The sequence below is a fragment of the Thalassovita litoralis genome (assembly GCF_900182725.1).
Lineage (GTDB): Bacteria > Pseudomonadota > Alphaproteobacteria > Rhodobacterales > Rhodobacteraceae > Thalassobius > Thalassobius litoralis.
In genome coordinates, this window is record NZ_FXTO01000051.1 from 1 (window position 1) to 16719 (window position 16719).

The 16719-nt window shown below is 57.5% G+C and carries 16 protein-coding genes and 1 pseudogene; 14 read left to right on the plus strand and 3 right to left on the minus strand.

Features of this window, described 5'->3' with window-relative positions:
* The 4 genes and pseudogenes from FN828_RS19610 to FN828_RS19625 all read left to right on the plus strand — a co-directional run.
* Positions 1 to 89 (plus strand): annotated as a pseudogene (locus FN828_RS19610) (IS5/IS1182 family transposase); the annotation flags it as partial.
* 50 nt (positions 90 to 139) lie between these two features.
* Positions 140 to 1099 carry a flagellar hook-length control protein FliK gene (fliK, locus tag FN828_RS19615; RefSeq protein ID WP_185959101.1) on the plus strand — a complete coding sequence of 320 codons (960 nt, stop codon included), beginning with the start codon at positions 140 to 142 and terminating at the stop codon, positions 1097 to 1099.
* Between the two features lie 13 nt (positions 1100 to 1112).
* Positions 1113 to 1775: a flagellar hook capping FlgD N-terminal domain-containing protein gene (locus FN828_RS19620; RefSeq protein ID WP_142495018.1), complete on the plus strand. Its 663-nt coding sequence runs from the start codon at positions 1113 to 1115 to the stop codon at positions 1773 to 1775.
* Positions 1776 to 1838: 63 nt separating this feature from the next.
* The gene (locus FN828_RS19625; RefSeq protein ID WP_142495019.1) at positions 1839 to 2672 is read left to right on the plus strand and encodes a phosphotransferase family protein; all 834 of its coding nucleotides are present in this window, start codon (positions 1839 to 1841) and stop codon (positions 2670 to 2672) included.
* Between the two features lie 3 nt (positions 2673 to 2675).
* On the opposite strand, the gene ubiB is transcribed toward FN828_RS19625, so the two are convergent.
* Both ubiB and ubiE read right to left on the minus strand, forming a co-directional pair.
* On the minus strand, positions 2676 to 4208 hold the full coding sequence (gene ubiB, locus FN828_RS19630; protein WP_142495020.1) for a 2-polyprenylphenol 6-hydroxylase: 1533 nt from the start codon (positions 4206 to 4208) through the stop codon (positions 2676 to 2678).
* Position 4209: 1 nt separating this feature from the next.
* Positions 4210 to 4962: a bifunctional demethylmenaquinone methyltransferase/2-methoxy-6-polyprenyl-1,4-benzoquinol methylase UbiE gene (ubiE, locus tag FN828_RS19635; RefSeq protein WP_142495021.1), complete on the minus strand. Its 753-nt coding sequence runs from the start codon at positions 4960 to 4962 to the stop codon at positions 4210 to 4212.
* Between the two features lie 85 nt (positions 4963 to 5047).
* Between ubiE and mutM the strand changes: the two genes are divergently transcribed.
* From mutM to recF, 6 genes are all read left to right on the plus strand, one after another.
* Positions 5048 to 5899 (plus strand): bifunctional DNA-formamidopyrimidine glycosylase/DNA-(apurinic or apyrimidinic site) lyase, encoded by an 852-nt coding sequence (gene mutM / locus FN828_RS19640; RefSeq protein ID WP_142495022.1) that lies wholly within the window; start codon positions 5048 to 5050, stop codon positions 5897 to 5899.
* A gap of 65 nt (positions 5900 to 5964) precedes the next feature.
* Positions 5965 to 6741 (plus strand): enoyl-CoA hydratase, encoded by a 777-nt coding sequence (locus FN828_RS19645; RefSeq protein WP_142495023.1) that lies wholly within the window; start codon positions 5965 to 5967, stop codon positions 6739 to 6741.
* 342 nt (positions 6742 to 7083) lie between these two features.
* On the plus strand, positions 7084 to 7347 hold the full coding sequence (gene rpsT / locus FN828_RS19650; RefSeq protein ID WP_142495024.1) for a 30S ribosomal protein S20: 264 nt from the start codon (positions 7084 to 7086) through the stop codon (positions 7345 to 7347).
* Between the two features lie 554 nt (positions 7348 to 7901).
* Positions 7902 to 9275: a chromosomal replication initiator protein DnaA gene (dnaA, locus tag FN828_RS19655; protein ID WP_221930573.1), complete on the plus strand. Its 1374-nt coding sequence runs from the start codon at positions 7902 to 7904 to the stop codon at positions 9273 to 9275.
* Between the two features lie 153 nt (positions 9276 to 9428).
* Positions 9429 to 10547, plus strand: a complete 1119-nt coding sequence (gene dnaN / locus FN828_RS19660) for a DNA polymerase III subunit beta (RefSeq protein WP_142495026.1) — start codon at positions 9429 to 9431, stop codon at positions 10545 to 10547.
* Positions 10548 to 10604: 57 nt separating this feature from the next.
* Complete coding sequence (gene recF, locus FN828_RS19665) at positions 10605 to 11708, plus strand: DNA replication/repair protein RecF (RefSeq protein ID WP_142495027.1); 1104 nt, start codon at positions 10605 to 10607, stop codon at positions 11706 to 11708.
* Between the two features lie 10 nt (positions 11709 to 11718).
* Here recF and FN828_RS19670 read toward each other — a convergent pair whose 3' ends face one another.
* Positions 11719 to 12897 carry a CaiB/BaiF CoA transferase family protein gene (locus tag FN828_RS19670; protein WP_142495028.1) on the minus strand — a complete coding sequence of 393 codons (1179 nt, stop codon included), beginning with the start codon at positions 12895 to 12897 and terminating at the stop codon, positions 11719 to 11721.
* A gap of 170 nt (positions 12898 to 13067) precedes the next feature.
* Between FN828_RS19670 and FN828_RS19675 the strand changes: the two genes are divergently transcribed.
* The 4 genes from FN828_RS19675 to FN828_RS20695 all read left to right on the plus strand — a co-directional run bounded on the left by FN828_RS19675 (position 13068) and on the right by FN828_RS20695 (position 16663).
* Positions 13068 to 14627, plus strand: a complete 1560-nt coding sequence (locus FN828_RS19675; RefSeq protein WP_142495029.1) for a class I adenylate-forming enzyme family protein — start codon at positions 13068 to 13070, stop codon at positions 14625 to 14627.
* Between the two features lie 69 nt (positions 14628 to 14696).
* Positions 14697 to 15542, plus strand: coding sequence for an NAD-dependent epimerase/dehydratase family protein (locus FN828_RS19680; RefSeq protein ID WP_142495030.1), 846 nt, complete (start codon positions 14697 to 14699; stop codon positions 15540 to 15542).
* Positions 15539 to 16150, plus strand: coding sequence for a sugar transferase (locus FN828_RS19685; protein ID WP_142495031.1), 612 nt, complete (start codon positions 15539 to 15541; stop codon positions 16148 to 16150). Before FN828_RS19680 ends, FN828_RS19685 begins: the two co-directional genes overlap by 4 nt.
* A gap of 204 nt (positions 16151 to 16354) precedes the next feature.
* On the plus strand, positions 16355 to 16663 hold the full coding sequence (locus FN828_RS20695) for a hypothetical protein (RefSeq protein WP_185959102.1): 309 nt from the start codon (positions 16355 to 16357) through the stop codon (positions 16661 to 16663).
* Positions 16664 to 16719 lie beyond the last annotated feature (56 nt).

Sequence of the window (16719 nt, forward strand, 5' to 3'; positions counted from 1 at the left end):
GGCGGCGGGTCGCCACCCGATATGACCGCTGCCCCGAAGTCTTCCTCTCGGCCATCGCTCTCGCCGCAACAGTCATGTTTTGGTTATGAGTCCTGAGCCTAAACCGGCGTTTTCTGATGCGCAGTTATCGGGGGATTCGGTGGCCGCGCAGATTGCCAAACCGCCCAGTTTGCAAGATGTGCCAGAGGGTGCCAAAAGCGCGATGAAGCAAGGTGATTTTGCGCTGCAACCGGGGCAAACCCAAGCCCGGATACTCCCGCAGCTTTCCGGGGCGGCGGAGGGGGACGGACCCGCCACGGATAGCCCCCCAATCGCAGCAGAAGGCCAAGAGCCGGAGGGGCGCATTACCCTGTCGGCAGAGCCTTTGCGGGGTCTACATAGGTTTGGGTCGGAAATAGCAACGCGGCCAGTCGCGGCCAGCGCGCAATCTGATGCTGTGACAGAAGCGGTGGCATCCGCGCAGGGTAAAGTGCAGGAAACCGCACAAATGGCTGTGCCGCAGACCTTTGACACGGAAAACACCCAAGAAACTAAATGGGTGGCAAAAAAACCGTCCGGCGAATCTGCGGTGGGTTCTATGACGGCACCGCCAGACGGTGTTGCCATATCGCAAGAGGAACCATCAGAGCTGGTTGAGCCGCCTTTGTCTTCTGCGGATGCGGGAGCGGTTCCCAAGATCGAAAGCGGAACTGGCTTACAACCATCATCGGCCCAGCAGGCGGAGCAGAGGCATCCGCCCGGTCCCACACGGCAGATATTACATCACTTGTCTGAAATTCCGTTAGGTTCCGGGGATCGTATAGAGGTTACTCTGTCCCCTGATGAGTTGGGTCGCGTTCATTTGTCGGCTCGGCACACGGAACAGGGGGTTATCCTGTTGGTACAGGCGGAACGCGCGGAAACATTGGATTTGATGCGTCGGCATTTACCAGACCTGATGCAAGACCTGCGGGATATGGGGTTCGGGGACGTCAGCTATTCCGATGGTCGACCAGAACAGCAACAGCATGGCCAACCCGGATCACATCCAGACACACAGATTGCGCGTGTCGATGCGATCCCGCAATTCGCCAGCACCGGCCTGGACCTAAGACTTTGAGAGGAACCGAAGCATGACGACGATTAGCGCGACCAACAGCGCCCCCCAATCCAATTCAGCCGCGCAATCGGCTACGGTTTTGAATTCGGACTTTGAAACCTTTCTGAAGATGTTGACGGTTCAGATGCAAAATCAGGATCCATTGAATCCAATGGATTCGTCAGAATATTCGATGCAACTGGCCACGTTTTCCGGGCTGGAGCAGCAGGTGCTGACGAATGATCTGCTGTCCAGTCTGATCTATATGAGCAGCCAATCAGGCATGTCTGATCTGGCAGGCTGGATTGGATTAGAGGGGCGGTCAAATGGCCCCGCCGCGTTTGATGGCACCACGGGAATAGAGGTGGCGGTTGCCCCGGTCGATTATGCGGATACCGCGCAATTGGTGGTATACGATAGCGCGGGCAGCGAAGTGGACCGGATGGATATATCCGCGTCTGACAGGGCCGTAACGTGGGATGGAACTGGCCCGGCCGGGGCGGCGCTGGACTCTGGGCTATATACGTTTCAGGTCGAAAGCTTCGTCGATGGAAATCTAACTGAAATATCCTACGGCGAAACTTGGGGTCGAATTTCCGAAGCGCGCAGTGATACCGGCGCTGTCATTCTGGTGCTTGAGGGCGGTGGCGAAGTGTATTCCGATGCGATCAGCGGGGTGCGTCAGCCGCAAAGTTGACCGCCAATTGCTGTTCGGGGGGGGATCGCGTAGCGTGGCGCGACCTGCCAGCCCGGATGGACCATGACACCCGATCCTGAACTACAATTTCTGTTACTGCGTGATGGTTTGATTGGGCCTGATCTGTCGTGGCAGCCGTTGCATGGGGGACAGACGAACAGTCTTTGGCGGGTGGGGGACCGGGTGGTAAAGTGTTTTGCCGCGCAGGATGGCAATCCCCGTTTTCCCAACGATCCGGGGCAAGAGATCACCATGCTACGCTATCTTTCGGGACAAGCAATTGCGCCGCGTCTTTTGGGCCGGGCTGACCATCTGGGCATGACGTGTTTGGTTTATGAACATCTGGCGGGGAAGTCGTGGCATCAGGACGCGGCACAGGTTGGGGCGTTGTTGCGCCGTGTGCATTCTTTGCCTGCCCCCAATGGGTTGCGGGTGTTGCCGGGGGGATCGGATGCTGTTTTCCAGCAGGTGCAGTCCATTCTGCCAGATTTGCCTGTTGACCTTGCTGCGCGACTGAACAGAAAACGACCCACGCATTCTGTCCCGGCCTCGCAGGTCAGGGTTTTGCTACATGGGGATGTTGTTCCGGGAAATATTGTGGTGGCACCGCAGGGGGCGCGATTGATTGATTGGCAATGCCCTGCACAGGGGGACCCGGCCGAAGATTTGGCGATCTTCCTGTCACCAGCAATGCAACTGATCTATCGCGGCGGGCCGCTTTCCGATCAGGAACGGGCCGATTTTTTGGTAGCGTATGATGATCCGGCTGTGTGCGCACGGGTGCAGGCGATGCAGCCGTGGCACCATTGGGCTATGGCCGCGTATTGCGGTTGGAAAGCGGCCCGTGGGGCGCAAAACTACGCACAGGCGATGGCGCTGGAATTGGCCGAACTGTAACGCCTACAGCAGCGTTTCCAGCAGTGCGACCAAGCCGCCACCGATGACCGCGCCGCCGAATGCCCACAAAACCGGCCCTGTACGGGTTGGTTTTTCTGTCGGCTCTGCCGGGGTGGCCTGACGGATCAGCGCATTTTCCACCAAACCGGGCAGGCGGGGGCCGAACCGGGCCAAAACCCGCGCGGTACGGGTCAGGTCGCGCGCCATTGCCCGTGGTCCCATTGCGCGGGTGATGTAATCTTGCACGACCGGCTTGGCGACTTCCCAAATGTTGATCTGCGGGTGCAGCGACCGTGCGACGCCTTCGACCACAACCATCGTGCGCTGTAACAGGATCAGTTCGGTCCGGGTTTGCATACCAAATCGTTCCGTGACTTCGAACAGGTAGTTCAGCAGCCGCCCCATAGAGATATGAGAGGCGTCCATCCCAAAGATGGGTTCCCCAACGGCGCGCAAGGCCCGTGCGAATTCTTCGACATCCTGATTGGCGGGAACATAACCTGCTTCGAAATGCACTTCGGCGACGCGGTGATAATCGCGCTGGATAAACCCGAACAGGATTTCCGCGTACACGCGCCGGGCGTATTCGTCGATATGCCCCATGATCCCAAAATCATAGGCGATGATATCGCCATTTGGAGCCACCTTCAGGTTGCCTTGGTGCATGTCCGCGTGGAAATACCCGTCGCGCAGCGCGTGGCTTAGGAACAGTTGCAAAACACGTTCGCCCAGAACGCGGCGATCATGGCCCGCAGCGTCGATGGCAGCGTTATCGCCCAATGGCACGCCTTCGGCCCATGTCATCGTCATGACCCGGCGGCCTGACAGCGCCCATTTGATTTGCGGTAGCTGGAACCCTTCGTCCTGGGCTGTGTTGGCTTCAAATTCGGATGCGGATGCGCTTTCCAGCCGCAGGTCCAGTTCCCCCAGAACAACCCCTTCGAAATGGGCAATCACATCGCGGGGCCGTAACCGGCGCGAAGCGGGAGACAGAAACTCAATCACATCCGCCGCAAAATAAAAGGCATCAATATCGCGCCGGAACGCGCGTTCAACACCGGGGCGCAGCACCTTGACCGCGACTTCCTCGCCCGTGTCTTTCAGGCGGGCCTTGTGAACCTGCGCAATGGATGCGGCGGCAACAGGTTCGCTGAACGTGTCAAAGATGTCTTCGACTGGGCGATCCAATGCCTCAGCCACGGATTTTTTGGCCACTTCGACAGGGAAGGGGGGCAGTTTGTCCTGCAAGACGCGCAATTGCTGGGCCATATCCGCGCCCACCACATCGGGGCGGGTGCTAAGCACCTGACCAAATTTGATATAGGCCGGACCCAACGCGCTAAGCGCCCGTGTCGCCGGGGGCATGTCTGGGTCGCCTTTGTAGCCCAGCCAGGCGAAGGGCCATGCCAAAGCCCGTGCAACGATTCGTATTGGCCGGGGCGCATCCATCGCATCCAGCACCACGCGCATCGCGCCCGTGCGTTCCATCGTGGCACCAGTGCGGATCAGCCGCCAGATATTATGAGGGCCACGCATGTTACACCTTCCAGCCCGAATGCAGGCAGGCAATGCCCATTGTCAAATTCCGGTATTTCGCATTCGCAAATCCGGCCTGTTTGACCATGTTCAGGAACGTGTCTTGATCGGGGAATTTGCGAATGGATTCCACCAGATATTGATACGAATCCCGATCATTCGCGATCACCTGCCCCATTTTCGGGATGATGTTGAACGAATACAGATCGTAAACCTTTTGCATCAGGTCATTCGGGATCTGGCTGAATTCCAGAACCATCAAACGCCCGCCGGGGCGCAAAACGCGGTAGGCTTCGTTCAGTGCCTCTTGCGGGCGGGTGACGTTCCGAATGCCAAAGGAAATCGTATAAACGTCAAAGGTGTTGTCGGCGAACGGTAGCTTCATTGCGTCACCCACAACCCAATCCAGACTGTCGGCCATTGCGGCGGCTTCGGCGCGTTGGCGTCCGGCCACCAGCATTGGTTCCGTCAGGTCGCAAACTGTCGCATGGGCCTGTCCTGCCCGCTTCAGATAGCGAAATGAAATATCGCCGGTGCCACCAGCCACATCCAGTAGCCGCGTATTCGGGCGGGGGGCCAGCCAATCCATCATGGCATCTTTCCAGATGCGGTGGATTCCCATGCTCATTGCATCGTTCATCACATCGTATTTCGATGCGACGGAACCGAACACCCCCTGCACGCGTCCGGCTTTTTCGGCCTCGGGTACTTCCTGAAATCCGAAATGGGTGGTTTTCTGATCTGTCTGGGTCATGGGCTCTTGCCAGTCGTTTGTTCTGGTCCTTCTTATAGGGCGCTGGTCTGTCGCTGCAATGCGCCCATCTGTCAAAGGAGCCAAGATGCCCGAATTGCCCGAGGTCGAAACCGTCCGCCGTGGTCTGCTGCCCGCAATGGAAGGGGCCGTGATTTCCGATGCCCGGATCAACCGCCCTGATTTGCGCTGGCCGTTTCCAGATCGGATGGCGGAACGTCTGACAGGGCGGCGGGTTTTGGCGCTGCGGCGGCGGTCCAAATACATTCTGGCGGATCTGGATAGCGGCGAAACCCTGTTGATCCATCTGGGCATGTCCGGGCGGATGCTGATTTCCGGCGATCCACTTGGGCAGTTTTTGCACAACCATCCTGCGCCGGAAAAACACGATCATGTGGTGCTGGACATGGAAAATGGCGCCCGCATCACCTTTAACGACCCGCGTCGGTTCGGGGCGATGGATTTGTTGGATACGGCTACGGCTGAAACTCATAAACTACTGGCCTCGATCGGGCCGGAACCTTTGGGGAATGATTTTAACGAACCCTATCTGGTTGCGGCGTTCAAAGGGCGGAATACACCTGTGAAATCTGCCTTGCTGGATCAGCATATCGTGGCAGGTCTGGGGAATATCTATGTGTGCGAGTCGCTGTTTCGCGCGGGGATTCACCCCAAACGCAAGGCGGGACAGATCGCCGCCCCCCGTGTCGCCAGTCTGGTGCCGGTCATTCGGCAGGTTTTGACCGAGGCGATTCAGGCGGGTGGGTCCAGCCTGAAGGATTTTCGTCAGGCAGATGGGGAACTTGGCTATTTTCAGCATACGTTCAAAGTGTACGGGCAAGAGGGAAAACCCTGCGCCACACCCGGTTGCACCGCCCAAATTCAACGCATTGTTCAATCGGGACGTTCGACCTTTTACTGCCCGTCGTGTCAAAGATAGCTTGATCCGGGGGCCGGGATTGGCCATCAATCGGGACTGACCGGAAACAAGGAAAGCATGAATTCATGGCTTACGAGACGATTATCGTCGAAATCGAGGATCACGTTGCGCTGGTAAAACTGAACCGGCCTGATGCGCTGAACGCCCTGAACGCACAACTGCTGACGGAATTGGCTGACGCGATGGGCGCGGCCCAGAAAAATGACAAGGTGCGCTGCATCGTTCTGACCGGCTCGGAAAAGGCATTTGCCGCCGGGGCCGACATCAAGATGATGAGCGAGAAAAGCTTTACCGAGGTTTTCACCGAAGACCTGTTCGGCCCGGAAACCGCTGAAATCTCCCGTGTGCGCAAGCCGATCATCGCGGCAGTGTCGGGCTATGCGCTTGGCGGTGGGTGCGAATTGGCGATGCTGTGCGATTTTATTATCGCATCGGATACCGCGAAATTCGGCCAGCCCGAGGTGAATTTGGGCGTGATGGCCGGGATCGGCGGAACCCAGCGCCTGACCCGCGCCATTGGCAAGGCCAAGGCGATGGATATGAACCTGACGGGCCGTTTCATGGACGCGGAAGAGGCCGAGCGCGCAGGTCTGGTATCCCGCATCGTGCCCGCCAAGAAGCTAATGGAAGAGGCAATGGCCGCCGCTGCCAAGATCGCCGAGAAGTCGATGATTTCCGTGATGGCGATCAAGGAATCGGTGAACCGTTCGTTCGAGGTGCCGCTTCAAGAGGGGTTGCTGTTTGAACGCCGCCTGTTCCATTCGACCTTTGCTACCGAAGATCAGAAAGAAGGCATGGCTGCCTTCGTAGAAAAACGGACACCGCAGTTCCGTGATCGGTAACGATACGGTTCTTTCGGGACTATGAATGGCGCACCGGCCCCCTTGTGGGCCGGTGTTTGTGTTTCGGGGGGACTTTGGGGGGACAAAGGCATCGGCTGGTTTGGTGTTTGTGCGATCATGTTGGTGTGATTCTGATAAATGATCGGTAAATTTTATGATGTTCGCCGATGGGTATCGAATGCCCTGCGATTTCGGGTTTGCTTTTTGGGGGCGTTGACCTTATAGACGCCCGATACATGCGCGTGAGGCCCGCTTTGGCTAGAATCATTCCCGATAGGTGAACCTGTCAGGCGGGGTTGCGTGCAATTGAAATGTTAACCCCAGTCAAAGGGATGATTTGAAATGGCAAACTCGCCTCAGGCAAAAAAACGCGCCCGTCAGAACGACCGTCGCTTCGCCGTAAACAAAGCACGCCGCTCGCGTATCCGGACCTTCTTGCGTAAGGTCGAAGAAGCTATCGCTTCGGGCGATCAGGCTGCTGCAAAAGCTGCCCTGCAAGCTGCTCAGCCCGAGCTGATGCGCGGCGTCACCAAAGGCGTTTTCCACAAGAATACCGCAGCCCGCAAAATGTCGCGCCTGTCGTCGCGCGTTAAGGCGATGGCCTGATATATTTGGCGTAAGCTGCTGAATGTAAACGATTTTAAAAGGCGCCCCAGACTGGGGCGCCTTTTTCATTTTTCCTAATCTGTGGCATTTCTGGCGCAGCTTCCAGCGGGGTGAGAGATTCTTTTTGTGAATCCCCGAGTCAAGCCCCGAAGATCGGTTGCCCCCTCCGCAGGCGACTTGCTAGCTTCACCATGCGATTCACTTCGCCTTGGGGGGACAGGTTGATCAGCACGCTGGGTATTGCTTGGCGTATGGTTGAAATGACGCTGCCTGTGGTCCGTTCGATCTGCTGAACGGGGCATTTAGCAAAGTCTGCGTGGGGTTCCACGGCTTGTCCAGCAAGCAACGCGTCACGCGTTCAACAGTCGTTTAGATCCGGTCGGGGACAGCCGGGTAAGGACATGTTGTTCCGTGAAGCAACTGGACCGAAAGGGACGACAAGGCCCGCTGCATTCATGCTGCGGGAGCCGGTTTTTTTTGTCCAGCGTGAGGGATGAGTGCAAGCGGCAATGTATAGCCGTTTTCGGGGACAAAACAGGCTGGACTGGGAAAAAATGACGCAAGAACAATGGGGTCAGTTAAAAAATTCGCTTCTGGGGACGGTAGGGCAGAATAACTATAAGAACTGGATCGAACCGCTGGAGTTCGATGAAATCACCGAAGGCGTGGCAACGTTCACCGTGCCGACGACCTTTTTGGGTAATTACGTATCGCGCAATTTTGGCGATTTGATTCTTCATCACCTGTCGCAGTCCGGGCAGCCGGTTCGGCGCCTGAATTTCCGCGTAGCCGCGAATGTGGCCGCCCGGCCCGTGGCCGAGGTGACGCTGGAAAAACCTGCGGTAACCTCTGCTCCGGTACAATCGGCGCGTGGTGGCGAAGAACAGCTTCCGAATGCCCCTCTGGATGCGCGATTTACCTTTGACACTTTCGTTGTCGGGAAACCGAACGAACTGGCCCATGCCGCTGCGCGCCGCGTTGCCGAAGGTGGGCCTGTCACCTTTAATCCGCTGTTCCTGTATGGTGGCGTTGGTTTGGGGAAAACCCACCTGATGCACGCGATTGCGTGGGAATTGCAGCAACAGCGCCCGGATTTGAATGTGGTCTATCTGTCGGCGGAACAGTTCATGTACCGTTTCGTACAGGCGCTGCGTGACCGGAAAATGATGGATTTCAAACAGCTTTTCCGCTCGGTTGATGTGCTGATGGTGGATGACGTCCAATTCATCGCTGGCAAGGATTCGACGCAGGAAGAATTCTTTCACACCTTCAACGCGCTGGTGGATCAGAATAAGCAGATCATCATTTCGGCGGATCGCGCACCGGGCGAGATCAAGGATCTGGAAGATCGGATTAAATCCCGCCTGCAATGCGGTTTGGTCGTCGATTTACACCCCACCGATTACGAATTGCGGTTGGGAATTCTGCAATCCAAGGTCGAACAATACCGCCTGCAATATCCGGGGTTGGAGATTGAAAGCGGTGTTCTGGAATTTCTGGCGCATCGTATCAGCACCAACGTGCGCGTGCTGGAAGGGGCGCTGACCCGTCTGTTCGCCTTCGCCTCGCTTGTTGGACGCCCGATTACGATGGCGCTGACGCAGGATTGTCTGGCGGATGTGCTGCGAGCATCCGAGCGTAAAATCACGGTCGAGGAAATCCAGCGCAAAGTGTCAGAACATTACAACATCCGTATGTCTGACATGATCGGCCCAAAGCGGGTGCGCACCTATGCCCGCCCGCGTCAGGTGGCGATGTATCTGTGCAAACAATTGACCAGCCGGTCATTGCCGGAAATCGGTCGCCGTTTTGGCGGGCGCGATCACACCACCGTCATGCACGGCGTCAAACGGATCGAGGAATTGCGGGCCAAGGATGGCCAGATTGCCGAAGATCTGGAATTGCTGCGCCGCGCATTGGAGGCGTAAACGCAACAACCGGGCCGTTCGCGACGTGGGCGGTCCCCAGCCCCTTGACGGCCCCGCGAAACAAGCGGACAAAGCACAAAAAGCTTGAGCCGCTTGGGGATTTGTATACCGTACCCCTCCCGGCATCGGCCTAAAGACGATAGGAGCAAGGGTATGAAATTCAGTATTGAACGCGGTGTGCTTCTGAAAGCCGTGTCGCAGGCGCAATCGGTGGTCGAGCGCCGCAATACCATTCCGATCCTTGCGAATGTGCTGATCGAAGCCGAAGGCAACACGGTACAGTTCCGGGCAACCGATCTGGATATCGAAGTCGTCGATAAAGCGCCCGCAATGGTGGAAAAGGCCGGGGCGACAACTGTTTCGGCTGTGACGCTGCACGAAATCGTCCGCAAACTGCCGGATGGTGCGCTGGTTACCCTGTCGGATGATGGCGTTGCGGGGCGTTTGAATGTTCAGGCCGGGCGGTCGCATTTCAATCTGGCGACCCTCCCGAAAGAGGACTTCCCGGTGATGGCCTCGTCTGAATATGCGTCGAATTTCAGCGCCCCGGCGCCGGTATTGCGCCGCCTGTTCGATAAATCGAAATTCGCTATCTCGACCGAGGAAACCCGGTATTATCTGAACGGCGTTTATCTGCATGTCGCGGATGCGGACGGGGGCAAAGTGCTGCGTGCGGTGGCTACCGATGGGCACCGTCTGGCGCGGATTGATGCAGATTTGCCCGGTGGGGCCGATGGTATGGCGGGCGTGATCGTGCCGCGCAAAACCGTGGGCGAATTGCGCAAACTGTTGGATGACGATGAAATGGAAATCGCGGTTTCGGTCAGCGAAACCAAGATCCGTTTTGCCACGCCCAATATCACGCTGACGTCCAAGGTGATTGACGGCACGTTCCCGGATTACACCCGTGTGATCCCCACCGGAAACACCCGGAAGCTGGAAGTTGACGCCAGCGAATTTGCCGCGGCGGTGGATCGTGTGGCAACGGTGTCCTCGGAACGGTCGCGGGCCGTAAAAATGGCGCTGGATGAGGATAAACTGACCCTGTCCGTCAACGCCCCCGACAGCGGTGCCGCCGAAGAAGAACTGGCCGTGGCCTATGGCGACGAACGGTTGGAAATCGGGTTTAATGCCAAATACCTGCTGGAAATCGCCTCGCAAGTGGATCGGGAAAATGCCGTGTTCCTGTTCAACTCGGCCGGAGACCCGACCCTGATGCGCGAAGGGAACGATACCAGCGCGGTTTATGTCGTAATGCCGATGCGCGTCTGAACGGGCTGACGCCCGTGCCTTCGGCCAGAGTATTTTCAGCAAGATGAAAGGCCGGGGATGTCTGGCCTCTACCTGTCACACCTGACGCTGTCGCATTTCCGATCCCATAAGGTTGGGCGCGTGGAATGCGATGGGCGGCCCGTGGCGATTTATGGGCCGAACGGGGCCGGAAAAACCAACATTCTGGAAGCCGTTTCGCTGTTTTCGCCGGGGCGAGGGCTGCGCCGTGCATCCGCCGAAGATATGACACGCCGCCCCGAGGCACTGGGCTGGAAAGTCACCGGCATTTTGCACAGCCTGCGGCAGGTGCATGAGATCGAAATCTGGTCTGAAAACGGTGCGGCGCGGCAGGTGCGGATTGACGGAAAATCCGCAACGCAAAGCGCCCTGGCGGCGATTTCGCGGGTGCTGTGGCTGGTTCCCCTGATGGATCGGCTGTGGGTCGAAGGGGCCGATGGGCGCAGGCGGTTTCTGGATCGTATGACCCTGTCGTTTTTCCCATCCCATGCCGAGGTGTCGCTGGATTACGAAAAGGCGATGCGGGAACGGAACCGATTGCTAAAGGATCAGGCGCGGGACGCCCATTGGTATGCCGCGCTAGAGGCGCAATTAGCCAAAGCCGGGGCTGCAATTCACGCCAACCGCAAGGCCGCATTGCAGCAGTTGCAGGCTGCACAGGCAGAGGCGGAAACGGCCTTTCCTGTGGCTGATCTGGAACTGGTTCAAACCGAAGGTGACATGCCCGAAACCGAGGCCGATTTGCGCGCGGCTCTGGCCGAAAGCCGGTTTCGGGATTTGTCCGTGGGGCGCACGCTGGTGGGGCCGCACAGGGCAGACCTGTATGGGGTTTACGCAGCTAAAGGCGTGCCAGCCAAGGATTGTTCAACCGGAGAGCAGAAGGCGCTTCTGGTTTCGTTGATTTTGGCAAATGCACGGGCCTTGGCGCAGGATTTCGGCGCACCGCCGCTGTTGCTGCTGGATGAGGTATCTGCCCATCTGGACGCTGGCCGCCGCGCCGCGCTGTATGATGAAATCACCGCTTTGGGGGCGCAGGCCTGGATGACAGGCACCGGGCCGGAATTGTTCAGCGAACTGGGGCCGCGGGCGCAATATCTGGACGTGACCGAGGAGGCGGGCATTTCCCGCCTGTCCCCGGTGTAAGGATATGGGATCAATCCAGCCAGTCGGCCAACACGTCCTGTTGATCGCCGCCTAAAACAGGCGGGGCAATGCGATAGCTGGCCGGGGTTTTGGACAGCTTCGGCGGATAAGCGGTAGCCAGAATTTGCGCGCCATCGGTACGGGTCATTGCCACCTCGGCCTGACGGTGCTGCACATGGGGGTCGGCAAAAACATCGGGGATGGTGTTGATCGGGCCGCAGGGAACGTTTGCTTTTTCCAGAATGGTAATCACATCATCCCGCGTTTTATCGGCAATCAGATCGGTGATCGCCCCATCCACCGCATCGCGGTTATCGGCCCGTGCCTCGTTCGTGGCAAAGCGTGGGTCTTCGGCCATTTCAGGCGCACCCAAGGCAGCGACCAGCCGGGCGAATTGGCTGGAATTGCCGCAGGCGATAATCAGGAACCCATCGCTGACAGGGTAAACGCGATAGGGGATCACATTCGGGTGGTTGTTGCCCATCCGCTGCGGCACGATTTGCCCGTTCAGCCAGTTCGAGGCTTGATTGGCCAGCATGGCGATTTGCGTATCCAGCAGGGACACGTCGATTTGTTGCCCTTCGCCGGTGGTGTTGCGGTGGTTCAGCGCGGCCAAAATCGCAGTCGTTGCATACATGCCGGTGAACAGGTCCGCCACGGCCACGCCGACTTTCATCGGTTCTGCGCCGGGGGCGCCATCGGGTTGGCCTGTGATGGACATTAGCCCGCCCATGCCCTGAATCAGAAAATCATAGCCGGGGCGGTGTGCGTATGGCCCGTCCTGCCCAAACCCGGTGATGGAACAATAAATCAGCCCCGGATTTTCCGCTGACAGGCTGGCATAATCCAAACCGTATTTTTTCAGCCCGCCAGCTTTGAAGTTCTCCACCAGAATGTCCGCCTTGCGGGCCAGCGCCTTGACGGTTTCCACCCCTTCGGGCGTGGTGAAATCCAGCACGATTGACCGCTTATTGCGATTGGTGCAGGCGAAATAGGCGGCATCGGTTTTTTGACCGTCCCCATCGGTCAAAAAGGGCGGCCCCCAAATCCGGGTATCGTCGCCTGCTGCATTTTCCACTTTCACCACATCGGCCCCCAGATCGGCCAAAATCTGCGTCGACCACGGCCCCGCCAAAACGCGGCTTAGGTCCAGAACTTTGATCCCCTGTAGGGCCATCGGATTTGACATGGTGGGTTCCTCCTGTGCTTGCCCGTTAGGGCTAGACAAAAACCGGGGATGAGGAAAGTAAAAAGTTCACTAGCGAATAAATAGCGTGTTTTCCAAAAACCTGCATTGCAGAACTTGATTCCGCAAAGCGGCGGGGGAATAGTGGCCCCGAAGCGAGGGAGGACACCAGAATGAGCATCGTCAAAGCACCAACCCCGGAAATGCCGCCGGAAATAACCGTTGTCGACATGATCAGGGCCGCCGCAAAAAAAGACCCGTCTGCCGAGGCGGTGATCTGCGGGGATACGCGCCTGTCGTGGGCGCAGTTCGATGATCGGGTAAACCGGGTTGCCAATGCGTTGATCGGGTTGGGCGTGGGGCGCACGGATCGCGTGGCGGTGTTGTCCCCGAATTCGGATAAATATGCCGAGGTCTTTATCGGTGGCCTGCGGGCGGGGGCGTGTCTGACACCGCTGTCCACGATGGCCTCGTCCGAGGCATTGCAGAAAATGCTGGTGGATTGCGGCGCAAAGGTGCTGTTTCTGGCGGAAAAATATCGCCCGTTGGTTGCCGGTTTTCTGGATGATCTGGATATCACGCGCGTGGCATTTGATTTCAGCGCAGATGGGTTTCTGGATTACGAGGCGATGCTGGACGGTGCGGATACTACCGACCCGATGATCCCGATCGACTGGGAAGACCCGTTTAACCTGATATATTCGTCAGGCACGACGGGAACGCCCAAGGGCATCGTTCACAGCCATTGGATGCGGGCCATTCACATGGATCGGGCCGAACCCAACGGCTATTGCGATCATGCCCGCACGTTGTTGTCGACGCCGCTTTATTCCAACACGACGCTGGTCAGCTTTCTGCCAACGCTGGTGGGGGGATCGACCGTGGTGTTGATGTCTAAATTCGACGCGCGTGAATATCTGGAACTGGCGCAAAAGGAAAAGATCACGCACACGATGCTGGTGCCGGTGCAGTATAAGCGCATCATGGATATACCGGATTTCGACGATTTCGATTTGTCGACGATGAAGGTGAAATTTTCCACCTCGGCCCCGTTGCGGGCGGATGTGAAGCTGGATGTTCTGAACCGTTTTCCGGGCAAATTGCTGGAATATTACGGCCTGACCGAAGGCGGCGGGGTCACTGTTCTGGCGGCGGATGAATATCCCAATAAATTGCACACGGTTGGCCAGCCCGCGCCGGGTACTGAAATCCGGCTGATCGGCCCCGATGGCAAAGAGGTCGCCCAAGGGGACGTCGGGGAAATCGCAGGCCGCAGCCCCGCGATGATGAGCGGCTATTTCGGGCGCGAAGATTTAACCCGCGATTACATTTGGGAAGATGAAAACGGGACAATTTTCTTCCGGTCTGGCGACATGGGCAGCTTTGACGAGGACGGTTTTCTGGTGCTGTCGGATCGCAAGAAAGACATGATCATTTCCGGCGGTCTGAACATTTACGCAAATGATCTGGAACTGATCCTGCTGGATGACCCGGACGTAACAGACGCGGCGGTGATTGGCATCCCGTCCGACGCATGGGGCGAAACCCCGCTGGGGTTGGTGGTCGTGGGCGCGGGGGCAACCCGGTCCGCTGACGATATTCGGGAAGCTGCGAACAAACGGCTGGGTAAAAGCCACCGTTTGTCTGCCGTCGAAATTCGCACGGAATTGCCACGCAGTTCTATTGGGAAAATCCTGAAACGGGAATTGCGGGAACCCTACTGGGCCAAGTGATCCTTGTTCTGTTCCGGCGCGTGGTGCTAGGGCTGGTTTCACATTGGTTGAAAACAGGTTTGAGCGGGCGTGTCAGTACAGACGAAACGGATATTGGTCCTTGGGGCATCGGGGCGCGTCGGGCGGTTGCTGCGGCTGGTCTGGGAACAGTCGCCGCCGTCTGATGTTGAATTGCTGTTCCAGTCGCGGACTGGGCCGGGGGTACATTGGGAACCCGGCCAACCGAATCCGTTTGGGCAATTGGATGCTGTGATTTCCCTGTGGGGGGTGACGCATGGCACGCAAACAGAGCTGGCCGCGAATACGACGCTTGCCTTAGCGGCGCAGGATTTAGCGGCGCAGGCAGGGGCGGATCGCGTGCTGCATTGTTCCAGCATCGCGGTTTACGCCCCCAAGGATGGAATGCTGGCGGAAACAGATCTGACCGACCCGCCCAACGCCTATGGGTGGGCAAAGCTGGCAATGGAACAGGCGTTGGAAAACACCGCCGGGCCAAAGCCTGTGATCCTGCGCATTGGGTCCGTCGCCGGGGCCGAAAGTTTGGCGGGATCAATCCAGCAAGGATGGCAGGGGACAGCGTCTGCCGTGACGCTGGATCAGTTTGCGGACGGCAAAGGCCCGGCCCGCAGCTATATCGCGCCAACCGATCTGGCGCGGGTGCTGATCCGTTTGGCCGTACATCCCTTTGGTGATCTGCCGGGTGTCGTGAATGTTGGCGGTCCGGTTCCCGTCCACATGGAAACACTGTTACAGGCGGCGGGGCACCCGATGATCTGGAAACCTGCACCCTCCGCGGCACGTCAATATGCGGTTTTGGATTGCGGGCGGCTGTCAAAGCTACTGCCTTTGTCCAAGGATATGTCGGAACCGAAACATATCATGGAAGACTGGCTGATGTTGGAGGGGCGGATATGACCCGTTCAAAACGATTGCTGGATATTCTGGCGGCGTTGGTCTTGGGTGTCCTTCTGTCGCCGGTGATCCTGTGGCTGGTCGCGATGATCCTGATCCAAGAGGGGCGCCCCGTGCTGTATGTATCAGAGCGGATGAAAACGCCGACACGGGGTTTCCAGCTTTGGAAGTTTCGGACCATGACGGTGGTACAGCAGGATGCAGGGGTGTCAGGCGGGGACAAAGCCAATCGCATTACCAAAACGGGTGCGTTTATGCGGAAATACCGGCTGGATGAAATTCCCCAGCTTTGGAATGTGCTGCGGGGGGACATCAGCTTTGTCGGCCCACGCCCGCCATTGCGGCGATATGTGGAAAGGTTTCCGCAACTTTATGCCGAAGTCCTGAAATCGCGGCCCGGGATTACCGGGCTGGCAACGATAGTCTATCACCTGCATGAAGAGAATTTATTGGCTGCGTGTAAGACACCAGAGGAAACCGAGATCGTTTATGAACGCCGCTGCGTACCGCAGAAAGCCCGGTTGGATTTGATTTATCAGCGGCGGCGAGGTTTGTGTATGGATGTGCTGCTGATGGTAAAGACGGTATTCCGGCGGGTGCGCCTACACTGATCTGGATATGGGGGCGGAACGGGTTCATGCGAGAAAGCGCGTAAATTACGCAGACGGCCCACGAAAAAGGCAAAAATCAGCTTGTTATCGCTGATGTTAAGGGAGGTATGGAATCTCTGCCTTGAGGGAAGATGCTTCCTTTTACTATACTTTTGGAATAGAGGTGTTTGGTGTTCCGGTAGTTTTTTCTGACTTATTTTGGCTATGCAAGGCGAGGTATTTTTGTTGCTGAGCTCTTTTTTGCGGCGCAACGTGGACATTTATCGGATCGCCACGTCGCTGACGCCCAAACAAAAAAGCGACCTGTTTGTTCTGATTGACGCCGTTCTGGTGATCTTCAGTCTTGCGCTTGCTGCCCTGCTTTTTGGAGTGAAATTCGATAGTTATCACACACTTAAGGGTGGTGTATATATCGGAATATTTCTGGCGGCGCTAGGCTCAGGACCCATTAATCGGCTTGAGATCGCATTGGTCGCATGCTTCAAATCCCCAAACTTTCAGGGGGTATCATGAGCAATCTATTTTGGCTGACCGACGAACAGATGGCGCGGCTGCGACCGTTCTTTCCC